This is a genomic window from Tateyamaria rhodophyticola (assembly GCF_047777875.1).
GTDB lineage: Bacteria > Pseudomonadota > Alphaproteobacteria > Rhodobacterales > Rhodobacteraceae > Tateyamaria.
This window is the reverse complement of the sequence record NZ_CP180519.1, coordinates 2,243,409-2,258,452: the sequence shown is the minus strand read 5'-3', so window position 1 is coordinate 2,258,452 and position 15,044 is coordinate 2,243,409. Positions and strand designations below refer to the sequence as shown.

The 15,044-nt window shown below is 61.4% G+C and carries 15 protein-coding genes; 4 read left to right on the top strand and 11 right to left on the bottom strand.

From position 1 onward, the window contains the following. Nucleotides 1-8: 8 nt before the first annotated feature. From ACERHN_RS12640 to ACERHN_RS12625, 4 genes are all read right to left on the bottom strand, one after another. Entirely contained in the window at nt 9-260 is a 252-nt protein-coding gene (locus ACERHN_RS12640; protein ID WP_415919382.1) for a DUF6958 family protein, read from the bottom strand. A gap of 44 nt (nt 261-304) precedes the next feature. Beyond that, a complete protein-coding gene (locus ACERHN_RS12635; protein ID WP_415922738.1) occupies nt 305-1,129 on the bottom strand; it encodes an ABC transporter ATP-binding protein in 825 nt (274 codons plus the stop codon). A gap of 68 nt (nt 1,130-1,197) precedes the next feature. Further along, entirely contained in the window at nt 1,198-2,481 is a 1,284-nt protein-coding gene (locus tag ACERHN_RS12630) for an ABC transporter substrate-binding protein (RefSeq protein ID WP_415919381.1), read from the bottom strand. 91 nt (nt 2,482-2,572) lie between these two features. Next, complete coding sequence (locus ACERHN_RS12625; RefSeq protein WP_415919380.1) at nt 2,573-3,649, bottom strand: branched-chain amino acid ABC transporter permease; 1,077 nt, start codon at nt 3,647-3,649, stop codon at nt 2,573-2,575. 204 nt (nt 3,650-3,853) lie between these two features. Between ACERHN_RS12625 and ACERHN_RS12620 the strand changes: the two genes are divergently transcribed. Then, the gene (locus tag ACERHN_RS12620; protein ID WP_415919379.1) at nt 3,854-4,195 is read left to right on the top strand and encodes a hypothetical protein; all 342 of its coding nucleotides are present in this window, start codon (nt 3,854-3,856) and stop codon (nt 4,193-4,195) included. A gap of 72 nt (nt 4,196-4,267) precedes the next feature. On the opposite strand, the gene ACERHN_RS12615 is transcribed toward ACERHN_RS12620, so the two are convergent. Genes ACERHN_RS12615 through ACERHN_RS12595 form a run of 5 tightly spaced genes read right to left on the bottom strand, consistent with a single transcriptional unit; the run spans nt 4,268 to nt 7,673 of the window. Next, nucleotides 4,268-5,278 carry a branched-chain amino acid ABC transporter permease gene (locus ACERHN_RS12615; protein WP_415919378.1) on the bottom strand — a complete coding sequence of 337 codons (1,011 nt, stop codon included), beginning with the start codon at nt 5,276-5,278 and terminating at the stop codon, nt 4,268-4,270. Nucleotides 5,279-5,281: 3 nt separating this feature from the next. After that, the gene (locus tag ACERHN_RS12610) at nt 5,282-5,818 is read right to left on the bottom strand and encodes a hypothetical protein (protein ID WP_415919377.1); all 537 of its coding nucleotides are present in this window, start codon (nt 5,816-5,818) and stop codon (nt 5,282-5,284) included. Then, a complete protein-coding gene (locus tag ACERHN_RS12605) occupies nt 5,815-6,393 on the bottom strand; it encodes a hypothetical protein (protein ID WP_415919376.1) in 579 nt (192 codons plus the stop codon). The genes ACERHN_RS12610 and ACERHN_RS12605 overlap by 4 nt, the downstream gene beginning before the upstream one ends. Next, entirely contained in the window at nt 6,383-6,862 is a 480-nt protein-coding gene (locus ACERHN_RS12600; protein WP_415919375.1) for a hypothetical protein, read from the bottom strand. Before ACERHN_RS12600 ends, ACERHN_RS12605 begins: the two co-directional genes overlap by 11 nt. After that, a complete protein-coding gene (locus ACERHN_RS12595; RefSeq protein WP_415919374.1) occupies nt 6,855-7,673 on the bottom strand; it encodes an ABC transporter ATP-binding protein in 819 nt (272 codons plus the stop codon). Before ACERHN_RS12595 ends, ACERHN_RS12600 begins: the two co-directional genes overlap by 8 nt. A gap of 85 nt (nt 7,674-7,758) precedes the next feature. Between ACERHN_RS12595 and ACERHN_RS12590 the strand changes: the two genes are divergently transcribed. Next, nucleotides 7,759-7,926: a hypothetical protein gene (locus ACERHN_RS12590; RefSeq protein WP_415919373.1), complete on the top strand. Its 168-nt coding sequence runs from the start codon at nt 7,759-7,761 to the stop codon at nt 7,924-7,926. 131 nt (nt 7,927-8,057) lie between these two features. Here the strand turns inward: ACERHN_RS12590 and ACERHN_RS12585 are convergent, their stop codons facing one another. Continuing rightward, nucleotides 8,058-10,028 carry an AMP-binding protein gene (locus ACERHN_RS12585; protein ID WP_415919372.1) on the bottom strand — a complete coding sequence of 657 codons (1,971 nt, stop codon included), beginning with the start codon at nt 10,026-10,028 and terminating at the stop codon, nt 8,058-8,060. Nucleotides 10,029-10,172: 144 nt separating this feature from the next. Here ACERHN_RS12585 and ACERHN_RS12580 point away from each other — a divergent pair, with 144 nt between their 5' ends. Next, nucleotides 10,173-11,390, top strand: coding sequence for a PAS-domain containing protein (locus tag ACERHN_RS12580; protein ID WP_415919371.1), 1,218 nt, complete (start codon nt 10,173-10,175; stop codon nt 11,388-11,390). 3 nt (nt 11,391-11,393) lie between these two features. On the opposite strand, the gene fdhF is transcribed toward ACERHN_RS12580, so the two are convergent. Continuing rightward, nucleotides 11,394-14,156, bottom strand: a complete 2,763-nt coding sequence (gene fdhF, locus ACERHN_RS12575; RefSeq protein WP_415919370.1) for a formate dehydrogenase subunit alpha — start codon at nt 14,154-14,156, stop codon at nt 11,394-11,396. 233 nt (nt 14,157-14,389) lie between these two features. Here fdhF and ACERHN_RS12570 point away from each other — a divergent pair, with 233 nt between their 5' ends. After that, nucleotides 14,390-15,043 carry a histidine phosphatase family protein gene (locus ACERHN_RS12570; RefSeq protein WP_415919369.1) on the top strand — a complete coding sequence of 218 codons (654 nt, stop codon included), beginning with the start codon at nt 14,390-14,392 and terminating at the stop codon, nt 15,041-15,043. Nucleotide 15,044: the final 1 nt, after the last annotated feature.

Here is a 15,044-nt window from a genome sequence, read left to right as displayed (position 1 = left end):
GTTCAGGATCACGACTGACCCGCACGCGCGATCTGTTGCGGCCCCTTGGCCCCGGTGCGCACGATGTCGCCGCGCACTTCCATCTCCAGCTTGACCGTCACCACGTGCCAGCCGAGCTTGCCCAACCGCTCCAGCGTGTCGGCATCCAACCGCGCCTCCACCGCAGCGTTCAGATCCTTGTATAGCATCGGACCGTCTGCGACAGCATCCAGAATGGCCGCCCGCACCGCATCGAACTTCCAGGCGGGGATGTTGGTCACCCCATCGCGACCTTCCGCAGGGGTCCGGCACGCGACCCGCTCCATCAGCTCAGCCACCGCTTGCGGCGGCGATAGGAGCGTACATCGCGGAACGACTTGCGCCCCTCTTCGGACATGCCGAGGTAGAATTCCTTGACGTCCGGGTTCTCGCGCAGCTCGGCCGCAGGGCCGTCCATCACCACCCGGCCACTCTCGAGAATATAGCCGTAATGCGCAAAGCGCAGCGCAACATTCGTGTTCTGCTCGGCCAGCAGGAACGTCACGCCTTCGTTCTCGTTCACCGATTTCACGATCTCGAAAATCTGTTCCACCAGCTGCGGGGCCAGCCCCATCGACGGCTCATCCAGCAGGATCGTCTCGGGCCGCGACATGAGCGCCCGGCCAATCGCCGTCATCTGCTGTTCGCCCCCGGAGGTATAGCCCGCCTGGCTCTTGCGCCGCTCTTTCAGGCGCGGGAAATACTCGTACACCATCTCCAGATCGCGCTGGATCGCCGCCGACCCGTCCGAGCGTGTATAGGCACCGGTCAACAGGTTCTCTTCGACGGTCAAGTGCTCAAAGCAATGCCGCCCCTCCATCACCTGCACCACCCCGGTCTTCACCAGATCCGCAGGATCCAAGTCCGCCGTGGGCCGCCCGTGATAGGTGATCGACCCCTTGGTCACCTCGCCCCGTTCGCTGGCCAGCAAGCCCGAAATCGCCTTCAGCGTCGTCGTCTTGCCCGCACCATTGCCGCCAAGCAGTGCGGTGATGCCGCCCTTGGGCACCTTCAACGACACGCCCTTCAACACGAGGATCACGTGGTTATAGATCACCTCGATATTGTTGACCTCCAGAACGGTCTCTTGATCCACGGTGCTGTCCAGCATCTTCATCTCGCAAAATAAACTCAATATCCGGCGGCCCACATCACGCGGGCCGCCGGGGTTTGCTCACATCAGCCGCAATTGGCAGGGATGTTGTTTTCGCTGGCATAGGCCGCGCTGTCTTCTTCGATCAGCGGCCCGATGACATCGCCATCGGTCGGCTTGAAGTCAGAGATCAGCGACCACGTGCCCGCCGACGCGTCCCACTGGGTCACGCCCACCAAAGCGTTGCCGCCATGGTTCTCACAGCTCACGGTGAATTCGGGCCCAAAGTTCGGCAGACCCAGCTCGGCCATCTTGGCCTCCGTGATCTCCAGCGCTTCCATGCCGTCGCGCATCATCGCAGGCGTGATCTCGGCCACACCGTGGATTTCCTGCGCCTTCTTGGCGGCTTCGGCGGCCAGCATCGCGGCATAGAGACCACGGTTATACAGCACCGTGCCCACCTGATCGCCAGCACCCGCAGCCTTGCCCGCATCCACAACGTATTTCTGGATGTCGTCAAAGACGGGGAACTCGCTGCCCACACCGTGGAACGTCAGCGCCTTGTAACCGGTTGCTGCATCGCCCGCGGGCAACACGTCATTTTCCGAACCCGACCACCAGATGCCGATGAAATTCTCCATCGGATAGCGGATGTTGGCCGCTTCCTGGATGGCCACCTGGTTCATCACGCCCCAACCCCACATCAGGACAAAATCGGGACGTTCCCGACGGATCTGCAGCCATTGCGACTTTTGCTCCTGACCGGGGTGATCCACCGCCACTTCCATCAGCTCGAACCCGTGCTTTTCGGCCAGACCCTGCAATGTGCGGATCGGCTCCTTGCCATAGGCAGAGTTGTGATAAACCAGCGCGATCTTCTTGCCGGAAATGTCGTTTCCATTGGCCTCAAGCAGGTAGTTCACCGCACCCGACGCCCCGTCCCAGTAGTTGGCCGGATAGTTGAACACATGGCTGAACACGTTGCCGTTCTTGGCCGACGTCCGGCCATAGCCCATGGAGTGCACGGGGATGTCATCCGCCGTCGCCTTGGGGATCAGCTGATAGGTGATACCGGTCGACAGGGGCTGGTACACGAGGCTGCCTTCGCCCTTGGTCGCCTCATAGCATTCCACACCCTTTTCGGTGTTGTAGCCCGTCTCGCATTCCAGAATGCGCGCGGGCACGCCACCAATACCGCCATCCCGCTCGTTCAAAAGCGTCATGTAGTCGGCATAGCCATCGGCAAAGGGGATGCCCCCCGCCGCATAAGGCCCGGTCCGATAGGACAGCGACGGGAACACAAGGTCCGCCATCACCGGCCCTGCGGCCATCACCGCCGCCACTGCCATCGTGGTCAGTTTCATCTTCATCGGTTGTTTCCTCCCTATGGTTTTGTCCGATGCGAGCCCCTCGGCCCATGACTTGGACGGGGTTTTCCCCGCCATTCTTGGTGGCCCCCCGCTAGTGCGGGAACGGCCACAATCTCAATTTCTCCTTCGCCACGCGCCACAGCTGTGCAATCCCGTGCGGCTCATAGCGCAGGAATATGATGATCAGCGCGCCCACGATCACAAGCTGGAAATGCGCCACGATATCGGTAGGCCAGCCCAGCATATCCACGCCCACGATCTTCAGAACCACAGGCAGGACCACCAGAAACGCCGCCCCCGCGAACGAGCCGAATATGCTGCCCAATCCTCCGATAATGATCATGAACAGCACAAGAAACGACTTGGTGATGCCAAAAACCTCGCCCACTTCCACCGCGCCCAGATACACCGCAAAGAAGAGCGCGCCCGACACACCGACAAAGAACGAACTGACCGCAAAGGCCGTCAGTTTCGCCTTGAGCGGGTTCACCCCAATGATCTCGGCGGCAATGTCCATGTCCCGGATCGCCATCCACTGCCGCCCCATGGACCCCCGCGTCAGATTGCGCGCAATAATCGCGGCCCCCACCGTAAACACCAGACAGAACAAATAGGTCGCCCAGGCATCCGTGTTGGCCCCGGTCACGGGCACACCAAACACCGTCCGTTCAGGCGCATTGATCTGCCCCGAAGCGGAATAATTGTAAAACCACGACACCTTGTTGAAGAGCCACACAAGGAAGAACTGCGCCGCCAGCGTCGCCACCGCCAAGTAGAACCCCTTGATCCGGAGCGACGGCAGACCAAACGCCGTGCCAACCGCCGCTGTGATCCCGCCCGCCAAAATCACGTGGAAGAAGATGTTCACATCCGGAAACGCCGTCATCAGCTTGTAACAGGCATAAGCCCCCACAGCCATGAACCCCCCGGTGCCCAGCGACACCTGCCCGCAATACCCCGTCAGGATGTTCAGCCCGATCGCCGCAATCGCATAGATCAGAAACGGCAGGAAAATCGAATTGACCAGGTAATCCGTCATCACAAACGGCATGACCAGCACGGCCACCGCCAGCACCACATAATACCGATACCGGTCAAACCGGATGGGAAAGGTCTGGCTGTCCTGCGGATAGGTCGTCGAAAAATCTCCGGCCTCACGATAAAACATCAGCTGTCTCCTCCCAGCACCACGGAACCTGCTTTTCCCAAGCCCACTTCTTCTGGCCAAAAATACCACGGGGGTGCGCCGCGCAGCGGCGAGGGGGCTGGCCCCCTTAACCCCGCCTTAACCACTTTGCCAACTTTCGGGCCTTTGCCACATTCTCTCCCCATTTCCCCGACACGGTGGGTGCGGGTAAATGGAGTGGGTTGCATGACTGCAATTCTGGACGACATGCGTCGTCTCGACGCCGCATATGCGCGGGGCGATATGACAGCCGTGGAACTGGCCGCCGCCAAGGCGCAGCTGATGGATTCCATCCCCGACGTCACCCCGGATCCCGCGGCCCCGGACCGTCCCGGACCTCCGGCAGATCCCAAAACGTCACCCACACCGCGACACGGTGTGGTCCCGATGCTCATGCTGTGCGGCGTCATCCTGGTGGCCTGCGCCGGTGCAACCTTGCTGCTGACCGGCGATTTGATGCTGTCGGCCACGCTCGCCATCACCGTGCTTGCGGCCTTCACCGTCATGCTCTTCCGCCAGATCGAATGACCCCGCGAAGGTCCCGGGCGGGCGGGTCTCATTGAGCATCGCTCAATGGGGTCGCACGCGGGGGACCCGAAATCACACCCGCTCAATGATCTTCTCCCCAAAGAGACCCTGCGGACGGAACACGAGGAACACCAGCGCCAGCACATAGGCAAACCAGTTCTCCGTGGCCCCGCCCACCATCGGGCCAATAGCAAACTCAAACAGCTTCTCGCCCACCCCGATGATCAACCCGCCGACAATCGCCCCGGGGATCGAGGTGAACCCACCCAGCATCAGCACCGGCAAAGCCTTCAGCGCAATCAGGCTCAGCGAAAACTGCACACCGGATTTCGCCCCCCACATGATCCCCGCGACCAGCGCCACGAAACCGGCCACCGACCACACGAGGATCCAGATATAGTTCAGCGACACCCCGACGCTCAGCGCCGCCTGATGGTCATCCGCGACCGCCCGCATTGCGCGCCCCTGCTTGGTGTATTGCGAAAACACCACCAGTGCGGCCACCAGCAGGATCGCGATGATCGTCGCCGTAATGTCCAGATTGTCCACGAACATCCCGAACGGCTGATTGAACAGCGTCGCGGAAAACTCGTCAAAGGCCAGGTTCATCCCCTGCGGCAGGCACGTCCCTTCCGCCAGACACACGTCCAGCTTCTTGATCTCCGACCCCCACATCAGGTCCGCCACCCCTTCGAGGAAATAGGCCAGCCCGATGGTCGCCATGAACAGGATGATGGGTTCCTGCCCCACCAGATGGCGAAAGATGAACCGCTGCACCGCCCAGGCGAGCGCAATCATCACCACCACCGTCAGCACGATGGCGAGGATCGAATGCACCTCCCAGCCGAAATAGTGCACATGCGTGCCAAAGATCGCGTTGATCAGATGCGAAAACGGCACCTGCCCGTTCTGGATCCCCACAAAGGTCATCGCCGCAAACAGCGCCATGACCCCCTGGGCAAAGTTGAAAATCCCCGACGCCTTGAAAATCAGCACAAAGCCCAGCGCCACAAGTGCATAGAGCACCCCGGCCATCAGCCCGTTCAGGATCACTTCCATCGCAAAGAACAATTGTTCAGGCATCGCTTATCCCTTCACGCCCATGGATGTGCAGAACGCCGCCGCCGCAGGGCCCGTCGTGGCGGCAAACACCACCCGGTCGCCCGCGCCCGCGTTGAACAGCACATAGATATCCGGCACCTCTGCCCCGCAATTGGCATATGCCTTTTGCGGTCCCGGAAAATTCAACTCCTGCAGCCCGTTCGACCGCAACGCCGCATCCGCCGCGATCCAGCCCGTGGTCACGAATGCAGGCCACTGCGGCGCCTTCGGCCCCGACCCCGAACACGCCCACGTGCCCGGTGTGGTGGACGTGCCGCGCGAATAATCAAAGCTCAGCGCAAAATCGAAATTCCCGCCCGATCCCGCCGGATAGACGATGGTGCGATCGATCCCGCTTTCGTCTTCATCCGTGTCCATGACCGGCGCCTGAAACGCATACGCCCCCTCGGGCTGCGCCGCGATATAGCGCGCGCATTCCGCAACTCCTGCATCAAACGCCGCCTGATCCTGCGCCATCACCGCACATGGCCACATCAGCAGCGCTGCAATACACCACCTCATTTCACCGCAACCCCCATCAAATCCGCCGTATGATCGCGCAGCGGCTGGTAACTCACCCGCAACCGCGTCAGCCCTTCGAACGTCAGGTTCCAGTTCAACGTGATCTCCGTCACCCGGCCATCCCGGCGCGGGGCCGCCAGAAACGCCGCCGCATAAGCCCGGTCCATGGTCACCCGGCTCACCGGTTCAAACGCGGTCGTGGACACAAACCGTGCGCCCGCCCCGTCACGCCACGCGGCATAAGCGGGCAAAACCTCGGAATAGGCCAACCCGTGCGTGATCACCTCACAGGCCGGTTCATCATACATGAACACCGCCAGCGTGTTGGGCTCCGCTGTCTCCTGATAGCCCAGTACATAGGAATTCAGCGTGCTCTCGAAATACCGCCTGAAGGTGCGCGGCACCGGCATGATATCCCGCGGCGACAGCCCCGCCGGATCGTCGAGGTAAGGCAGGCAATGCGTCTTGATCACATCGCACAATCCCGCCAGACCGCCTTCGCAAATCGCAGGTTCCTCCGCCAGCGCGGGCCCGGCCCAGAGGGCGGCACATATGGCCAGCACCCTAACTCTCAAGGTCCGTCTCCAGAACCGTGTACGTCGCACCACTTGCATCCAGCGTCACCGCCACATGCACCTGCGGCTCGATCCATTCCGCACTCGCCAACACGTCGCCTTCCGCCACATAGCGCCGCTCCGCCGTGACCGCGCCCGCCCACCGGACGTACCCGTCATCAAGCGCATCAGCCCCTTGCGTGACCACCGCACAGGACCGGTTGCCCTCCCGCGGCGCGGCATCGAGCACAAGGATCAGCCCGTCCGACCCGGTAAAAACCAGTTTCGCGTCATGCATCTGGTCCACCGGCTGCGCGGCAAGACCGGACACAACCGCCTCCGCCTGATGCTCGAACGGATCAAGGCACCGCGCCTCAAACATGTCCCACGCCGCACCCGCCTGCACAGCACCGGCGCCCAACAGGCATACAAACGGTGCACAGGTTGTGCACAGTCTGTGTACGCCCTGTGACACCCGGAATTCAGTCATGCGACACCCCGAGATAGGCGTCGATCACGTCCTGATTGCTGCGCACCTCATCAGGCGTGCCATCGCCGATCTTCTTGCCGTAATCCATGACCACAACGCGGTCAGACAGGTCCATAACAACGCCCATATCATGCTCGATCAGCGCAATCGTGGTGCCAAATTCATCATTCACATCAAGGATAAAGCGGCTCATGTCCTCTTTCTCCTCCACGTTCATCCCCGCCATCGGCTCGTCCAGCAACAACAGCGACGGCTCCGCTGCCAAGGCGCGTGCCAACTCCACCCGCTTTTTCAACCCATAAGGCAGACGCGACACAGGCGTCTTCCGGATCGCCTGAATTTCCAGAAAATCAATAATCTTTTCAGCAACTTCCCGGTTGGCCGTCTCTTCGGCCTCCGCCTTGCCCTTCCACAGGGCCTGCGCAAACATGCCCGTCTTCATCTGGGTCAGCCGCCCGGTCATCACGTTGTCCAGAACACTCATCCCCTCGAACAAGGCGATGTTCTGGAACGTCCGCGCGATGCCCTGGCGCGCCACCTCAAACGGTTTCATCGGTGGCCTCGGGCTGCCCTTGTAAAGAACCTGCCCCTCCTGCGGGACATAAAACCCCGAAATCACGTTCAACATCGATGACTTACCTGCGCCATTGGGCCCGATAATTGCACGGATTTCGCCTTCGCGAATGTCGAACGAGATGTCCTTGATCGCCTCGACCCCGCCAAACCGCAAGGTGATGTTCTGCATTTCCATGACCACAGGGCCGATCTGACGGCCATCCGCGGTCACATACCCGTCCACCTGATCAAGCATGCGCACCCTCCAACGCCCGCCGCCTTGGGGGCATGTTAACCATTCTGTGTTCAGAGTGTTCCAACGCCATATCGAGGAGATCACAATGTTCGACGCACTGGAACGCCGCTATCTTCTGAAACTTGCCTTCGACTGCCGCAGACAGGGCATGACGGCGCGGCAAACCCGCAAGGTCATGCGCGCGAATATCGGGGCATTCACCGGCGACAACCGGCTGATCTGCGCGGTCCAACATGTTTTCGATGCAGACTGACGGCCACCCCGTCTCTGTTCCGGAAAAATCCTCCCCGAAGGGCCGGTGGCCCACGCATCCCACGCCAAAAGCAGCAGCGCCAGAAGGGATGGTGGGTGGGGCGATGCCCGAAGGGCGAGCGTCACGCATCATCACTCCGCCGCCATTTTCTGCGCCACCGGCTGCACGGCCGCCGACCGGACATCAAGCGTTGCCGAAATCGACCCTTTGCGCCCGTCCTCATAGGTGACTTCCGTCACCGTCGACACCTCCGACGACCCGTCATAAAGCGCTGCAATAATGTCCGCATATTTCTCTTCAATGATCCGGCGCCGCACCTTTCGGGTACGGGTCAACTCGCCATCATCGGCATCCAGCTCCTTGTGCAGCACCACAAACCGGTGCACCTGACAGCCCGACAACATCTCGTCCTCTGCCACCGACCGGTTCACCTCTTCGACATGGGATGAAATCGCGGCCAGAACGTCCGGATGCCCGGCCAGCTCCTGATAGGACGCATAGGCGATGTTGTTGCGCTCGGCCCAGTTCCCGACCGCCGTCAGGTCAATATTGATAAATGCCGTGCATTCATCCCGCCCATTGCCAAAGACCACAGCCTCCAGAATGTTGGGATAGAACTTCAGCTTGTTCTCGACATATTTCGGCGCGAAAAGCGCGCCGGACGCCATTTGTCCCACGTCCTTGGCCCGGTCGATGATCCGCAAATGGCCGCTGTCTTTCTCAATGAACCCCGCATCCCCGGTGGCGACCCACCCTTCGGCATCCTTGGTGCCTGCGGTGCTTTCGGGGTTCTTGTAATACTCCACAAACACCCCCGGCGAGCGATAGAACACCTCGCCGTTTTCCGCGATCTTCAGCTCAACGCCGGGCGACGCCACACCAACCGTGTCGCTGCGCACCTCGCCATCGGGTTGCGCGGTGATGAACACGGTCGCTTCGGTCTGCCCATAAAGCTGCTTCAGGTTGATCCCCAAAGACCGATAGAAATCAAAGATTTCCGGGCCAATCGCCTCCCCGGCGGTATAGCCCACGCGCACATTGCTGAACCCAAGCGTGTTCTTCAAAGGCCCATAGATCATCAATTCGCCAAGCGCATATTTCAGCCGGTCCATCCCGCTTACCGGCAGCCCGTCCAGAATGGCCGGGCCCACCTTGCGCGCATGCTCCATGAAGGTCTTGAACAACCACTGTTTCAGCCGCCCAGCATCCTCCATGCGGATCATCACCTGCGTCAGCTGCATCTCGAACACCCGCGGCGGGGCAAAGTAATAGGTCGGCCCGATCTCGCGCAAATCCACATGCATCGTGTCGGCACTTTCCGGACAATTCGTGCAGAACCCCGACCACAGCGCCTGACCCACGGAAAAGATGAAATCCCCCACCCACGCCATCGGCAGATAGGCAAGGATTTCGTCACTCTGCCGCAACCCGTCAAATTCGGACGATGATTTCGACGTCTCGATCACGTTGCGATTGGACAGCACAACGCCCTTGGGCTTGCCCGTCGTCCCGGAGGTGTAGAGCATCACGCAAGTGCTGTCATAATTCAGCACATCCATCCGCGCCTTCAATTCACCCATCAGCGCGCTGCGCTTGGCCCGGCCCTCATCCTGCACCTGTGCATATTGGTGCAGCTTCGAATGATCGTATTTCCGCAGGCCCCTCGGATCGAGGTAAATCATCTGCTCAAACGCAGGCAGACGATCCTGCACCTCGATCACCTTGTCGACCTGTTCCTGATCCCCGACAATCGCGAACCGCGCACCGCAGTGATCCAGCACATAAGCCATCTCTTCGGCCACCGCGTCCTGATACAGCGGGACAGGCACAGCGCCACACATCTCTGCAGCGATCATCGCCCAGTAGAGATAGGGTCGGTTGCGCCCGATGATGGCCACATGGTCCCCGGGCGCAAGGCCGAGGTCCAGCATCCCAAGCGCCAGCGCTTCGGTTTCCTCAAGCGTCTGTGCCCATGTCCAGCTTTGCCAGATCCCGAACTCTTTCTCACGATACGCAGGGGCGTCGCCAAACTGCGACGCGTTGCGGGCAAGCAATGCCGGGATGGACTCCAGCCCTGTCTGATTGGCCTGTACGGCAGTCACGCAATATCCTCCCTGATTGCCGGTGTGCGGCTTATTTTGGCGGGTTACGCGAATCCCGCAATTGAATCGTCGCGGGAACGTCTGGACCTGTCAAATCTTTCTGAATACATTCTCAAATGCATCCAAATGTTACAGGGCATGCCAATGACCCAAATGCAGTCCCCCGACAGCCTCCACCGGTCACGCGACACGTCCGTGCTGTTGCGCTCTGGTCTGAACATGATCCAACAGGCCCTGTCGATCTACAGCGATGATTTACGGTTGATCGTGGCGAACCAGCGGTTTCGCGCCATGTTCGGCCTGCCCACCCATCTGTGCGAACCGGGTGCGCTCTTTTCCGACACGATCCGATACCTCGTGCAGACCGGTGAATATGGCCACGTCACCAACCCGGAGGCATTCATCGAGGCGCGCGTGCAGCAGGCGCTGACCTTTGAGCAGCATTACGTAGAGCGCAAACGGGCCAACGGGAATTGGATTTCTGTCGAGGGTGGGCCGCTGCGGCAAGGCGGCTGGGTCACGGTTTACACCGACATCACCGAGATCAAGCGGCAGGAGGACATGCTGCGATCGCGGTCCGATGACCTGTCGGGGCGGCTTCTTGACCGGTCCGAGGAATTGGCCCGCGCCAACCGCGCGCTCGAGGCGACGATCAACCGCCTGCACGAAACCCAACAGCATCTGGAGGCCGCAGAGGCGCGCGTCCGCCTTGCCGCCGAAACCACGCCTGCCCACATCGCGCGTCTCGACCTGCAGGAACGCTATACCTATTCGAACCAGCGTCTGCCCCTGCAACCGTTCAACGGTGCGGACGATATCGTCGGTCATACGGCGCTGTCGGTCCTTGGTCCGCAAATCTATGACGAAATATCGCCCGCCCTGCATTCCGCATTGGCCGGTCAGCCAAAGGTCGTGGAATTCGATGTGGCACAGGACGGTCGCCACATTCGCGCCGCCTTTACCCCGGACACCAATGCGGCCGGCGTCGTGACCGGCGTTTATGTCCTGTCGATGGACACCACCTTGTCGCAAAGCACGCCCAAAGCCGGGCGCACCGCTCAATTTGGCGCATGGACCGTGCGATTTGACCGGCTGGACATGGTGGCGGACGGCGACCCGGTCCCGTTGACCCAAGCCGAAGCGGCGCTGTTGCGCGCCTTTCTGCTGGCCGCAAACCGGTTGATCACGCGTGAGGAAATCTTTGCCGCGCCGGGGCTCAGCTCCTGTTCCCCGCGCGCGCTCGATGTTCGCATTTCCCGGCTGCGGGCGAAACTGGGGGATGATCCCAAGACGCCCAAACATATCCGCACCGTCTACGGTGCGGGCTATATTTTTGTCGGCGATGTGGTCTGGCTGGACTGACCGCTACTCCGCGGCCATTGCACTTGCCGCCTCGACCCGCACGGCAGAGAACTTGAATTCCGGAATTTTGCCATAGGGATCGATTGCCGGATTGGTCAGGATATTGGCCGCCGCCTCGACATAGGCAAAGGGCAGGAACACCATATCCGGTGCCACCGCACGATCTTCGCGCGCCATGATCTCGATCGACCCGCGTTTGGTCGTCAGGCGCACCATGCCGCCCGCCACCACACCCAGCTTGCGCAGCGTCGACGGGTGCAGCGAACAGTTCGCCTCCGGCTCCACCGCGTCCAGCACGCGTGACCGCCGCGTCATCGACCCGGTGTGCCAGTGTTCGAGCTGCCGCCCAGTGGTCAGGATCATCGGGTATTCGGCATCGGGCACATCATCCGGCGCAATCACCGCCGCAGGGGTAAAGCGCGCGCGCCCCTCTGGCCGCGGGAAACCGTCGCCAAACACAATGGGCTGGCCTGGATCTTCGGGCGACAGCGACGGGTAGGTCACGGCATTCTGCCCCTCCAGCCGCTCCCATGTGATATTGTTGAGCGACGCCATGTTCTGCTTCATCTCGGCAAACACATCCGCGGGGCTGTCATAGGACCATGGCAGGCCGCAGCGCTTGGCCAGCTCCACCTCGATCCACCAATCCTCGCGCGCCTCGCCCGGGGGCGAAACCGCCGGACGGCCCATCTGCACCTGCCGGTTGGTGTTCGTCACGGTCCCCGATTTCTCGGCAAAGGCCGACGCGGGCAGGATCACATCCGCATAATTCGCCGTCTCCGTCAGAAAGATATCCTGCACTACCAAATGATCGAGCTTGGCCAGCGCATCCCGCGCGTGCTCCACATCCGGATCCGACATGGCCGGGTTTTCGCCCAGCACATACATCGCCTTGATGTCGCCATCATGGACCGCATCCATGATCTCCGTCACGGTGAGGCCCTTTTCGTTTGAAAAATCCTCGGACCCCCAAACATCCGTGAACGCCGAGCGCACACCGTCATCCGTGACCGTCTGATAATCCGGCAGGAACATCGGGATCAGGCCGGCATCGGACGCCCCCTGCACATTGTTCTGCCCGCGCAGCGGATGAAGCCCCGCACCGGGGCGCCCCACATGCCCACACATCAGCGCCAGCGAGATCAGGCAGCGCGAATTGTCCGTGCCATGGATATGCTGCGACACACCCATGCCCCAAAAGATCATGCCCGCCTTTGCCCCGGCAAAGGTCCGCGCCACATCGCGCAGCACATCCGCCTCAATCCCGCAGATCTCGGCCATCTTCTCGGGCGCGAAGGCCTTGAGGTGTTCCTTCTCAGCCTCCCAATTCTCGGTATAGGCCTCGATATATTGCTGATCGTACAGCCCCTCTTCGACGATCACATGCATGATCGCGTTCAGCATCGATACGTCCGCGCCGGGCCGGAACTGCAACATATGCGACGAGAACCGCTTGAGCGCCTGCCCGCGCGGGTCCATCACAATGAGCTTGCCGCCGCGCTTGGTGAACTGCTTGAAATAGGTGGCCGCGACGGGGTGGTTTTCGATCGGGTTGCACCCGATGGCGATGGCTACGTCGGCATTCTCGATCTCATTGAACGTCGCGGTCACCGCGCCCGAGCCTACGTTTTCCATCAACGCCGCCACCGATGACGCATGGCACAGCCGCGTGCAGTGGTCGACGTTGTTGTGGCCGAACCCCTGCCGGATGAACTTCTGGAACAGGTAAGCTTCTTCATTGGTGCACTTGGCGGATCCAAACCCGGCCACCTCGCGCCCGCGCCCTTTCAGGCCTTTCGCCGCAAAATCCAGCGCTTCGTCCCACGTGGCCTCGCGAAAAACCTCGCCCCAGTTGCCCGGATCGACGTTGAGCCCCTTGGCCGGTGCATCGTCCCGCCGGATCAGCGGTTTGGTCAGGCGGTGATCGTGATGGATATAGTCAAAGCCGAACCGCCCCTTGACGCAGAGCCGCCCTTCATTTGCAGGACCATTGATACCCTCGACAAACTTGACCTTGTTGTCCTTGACCTTGAGCGACACCTGGCAACCCACACCACAAAAGGGGCAGATGCTCTCGATCTCGCTGTCGTAATCCTTGCTGTCGCCCACCTGCTGGTCATCCACAACTGTGGACGGCATCAAAGCCCCCGTCGGGCAGGCCTGCACGCATTCGCCACAGGCCACACAGGTGCTGTCGCCCATCGGGTCCGCCATGTCGAACGTGGGATAGGCGTCGTGCCCCCGCCCCGCCATGCCGATCACATCGTTGACCTGCACCTCACGGCACGCCCGCACACACAAACCACACTGAATGCAGGCATCGAGGTTCACCGACATCGCCACGTGGCTGTCATCCAAAAGCGGAATGCGCTCCTTTTCCAGCTTGGGCAGACGGCTCTCCGATACGCCATTGGCCTCCGCCATGTCCCAAAGATGCGCGGACTTGTCATGGGCAATCTCGCGCTCCGGCTGATCGGCCAGCAGCATCTCCACGACCATCTTGCGCGCCCCTTGCGCACGGGTCGAAGCCGTCGTGACGACCATCCCTTCGGAGGGTTCCCGAATACACGACGCGGCCAGTGTCCGCTCGCCCTCAATTTCAACCATGCAAGCGCGGCAGTTGCCGTCCGGGCGATAGCCGGGCGCGGGCTTGTGGCACAGATGCGGGATCACGAGGCCCCGGCCATTGGCCACCTCCCAGATGGTCATGCCCGCCTCGGCCTGCACCTCTTCACCGTCCAGCGTAAAAGTCACCATGTCGGTCATCGCGCCCGTCTCCCTGATCTCGGCCTGTTCTAGCGTGCCCAACCGGGCAAACAGACTCCCATTCCCGACACCCAATCCCGTTTTCGCGGCGCGCCGGTTTCCGAAACGCACCACATCGCGCCCATCCACTCCCCTGCTTCATCTCGCCAAATAAACTCCCGCCGGAGGCTCCCGCACTTTCCACGCGCCCGAACGGCGCATAGAAAGGCGCACACAGCAACCACAGGCGCCGCATGTCCCACATCACCCTCATTCGTCACGGTCAGGCAAACACCCATGCCACTGACGAGGCCAGCTATGATCAACTCAGCGCCCTGGGACGCCAGCAATCGGCCTGGCTTGGCGACCACATGCGCGCCACGCACCAGCATCACACCCGGCTCTACACCGGCACCCTCAAACGTCATCGCCAGACGGCCCAAGCCATGAACACCGGCCTGACCCCGGTCGAGGATGCCCGCCTGAACGAGCTGGAATATTTCACCATGGCACAGGCGCTCGAGGACGAACACGGCATCAGCGCCCCCGCAGATCCCAGCCAGTTCGTGCATCACTTTCCGGTCGTGCTCACCCACTGGCGGGACGACAAGCTTGAAGGCGCACCCGAGCGGTTCTCGGAATTCGAGGCGCGCATCCGTGATGCCATCGCCGAGATCGGGGCTGGCACCGGGCCCGCGCTCGTCGTCACCTCCGGCGGGCTGATCGCCAACACCATGCGCCAGCATCTGGATCTGGATATCGCCGCGATGGCGCGCGTGGGTCTTGCCATTTTCAACACGTCCATGCACCGGTTGCATCCCATCGGCGGCACCTGGTCACCTGTCCTCTTCAACGCGATCCCGCATCTCGATGCACCGGACCGCCACCACGCCCAAACACATGTCTGAG